Source organism: Actinomycetospora sp. (assembly GCF_055612215.1).
In genome coordinates, this window is sequence record NZ_JBVPVA010000066.1 from 1 (window position 1) to 1,498 (window position 1,498).

3 protein-coding genes are annotated in these 1,498 nt (G+C 73.3%); all 3 read right to left on the bottom strand.

Annotated elements, in window-relative coordinates; all coding sequences use genetic code 11:
- Positions 1-191: universal stress protein (locus AC0CYZ_RS01430; RefSeq protein WP_472211460.1), on the bottom strand; the 191-nt coding region annotated here is incomplete at its 3' end.
- Between the two features lie 203 nt (positions 192-394).
- Positions 395-1,222 (bottom strand): nuclear transport factor 2 family protein, encoded by an 828-nt coding sequence (locus tag AC0CYZ_RS01435; protein ID WP_472211463.1) that lies wholly within the window; start codon positions 1,220-1,222, stop codon positions 395-397.
- Positions 1,223-1,231: 9 nt separating this feature from the next.
- Positions 1,232-1,498, bottom strand: a 267-nt coding sequence (locus AC0CYZ_RS01440; RefSeq protein WP_472211466.1) for a Rossmann-fold NAD(P)-binding domain-containing protein, incomplete at its 5' end; no start/stop codon positions are given.

The window sequence follows — 1,498 nt, forward strand, 5'->3', positions numbered from 1 at the left end:
CGACCGTCTGCGAGCCCGGCCGCGTCGCTCGCCGGGAGCACCTCCACGAGGTGCAGCTCGGCGTCCCGACGGGCCGCTTCCGTGGCTGCCCACGTCACCGCGGCCAGGGCGCTGGAGGTCCCGTCGACCCCGACGACCACCGGACCCGCGCGCCGGGAGGCGGGCCCTCCGCCGATGTCCGCATCCGTCATCGTGTCCCACCTCCGCTGCGTCGCGTTCCGTCGAGGATGGCCCCCGGAGACGGGCGCGAGCCAGGATTCGACGAAGATTTTCGACGCAGTTCCGAGAAACCGCCATGATCCGGCCGTGCCGGGGTCCAGCCGTAGGGGTCGCTCGGAATTCTCCTGTTCGCGACGGAAGCGTCCTCTGCGCTCCCGGGGCGGGGGACGACCTGTCATGCGTCCCTGACCTCGGTCTCGATGTCGTCGTAGAGCCGAACGGCGGCCAACCGGCCTCCGACGTCCCGCTCGCACACCATGAGCCCGGCCTCGGGCGACCGATCCCGATCGCCCCACCGCACGCAGTTGTACTCGAGGGCGCAGCGCGGGCCGTCGTCGGTCGTCGCGCAGTACTCGAGCTGGACACTGCCGTCGCCGGCGAAGCACCGGTCGAAGTACTGGCGGAGCGCGACGACCCCGCGATGGGTGAACTCGGGGGAGTCCGGCTCGCGGAGGTACCCCGCCGGTGCGAACGCGCCCGCGGCCGCCTCGGCGTCCCCGGCGGTCAGTGCCGTGAGATAGCCGCCGACGACGCCTCCCGGACGCTCCTGGCCCGCCGCGAGCACCGGAGGACGGAGGTGATGTCTCCCGGTGACCGGTCGCTGACTGCAGTAGGTACGGAACTCGACCGAACGGTCGTCGACGGCCTCGGCGACGACCGCCACCGGCCACGCGATCTCCCGTCCGTCCTCGGTGAGATGCGCCAGCAGTTCCAGCACCGCCCGGTCGCCGGCCGCGGTGGTGGCGACGACCTCGGTGCGGGCGTGCAGCCCGGCCAACCACTCGCCGTTCCTGCGCACGAACTGCTTGACCTCCCGGTGTCCGCGGATCGTCCCCCGCGGGTCGTGGATGACCACCTCGCCGGGCCAGGTGGTCTCGAGGTCACGGGCGTCGCGTCGTACGAGCGCGGTCACGTACGCACCGGGGGGATCGGCCCGGTCGTCGGCGCGGGTCTGCCGGCGCGCGAGCTCGGCGGCGTTGAGGAAGTCGGGGAACCACGGCATCGGGTCTCCTCACGGGACGTGGGTCTCGGCGGTCCACGCGCGGGCGGGCTGGGTATGCAGGGCCCAGTAGGTCTCGGCGATGCGGTCGGGATCGAGCGCCCCGCCGCGGGAGACGGCGCCGCCGATCGTGACCCCGGTGACGTGCACGCCGTCGGGGGCGAGCTCGTCGTGCAGCAGCGACACCGCCGCGCGCAGACCGGCCTTCCCGAGCGACAACGTGGCGTAGCGGAGCTCCGGGACCACCCCCGGATGTCCGCCGGTGGCGAGGAAGGTGCC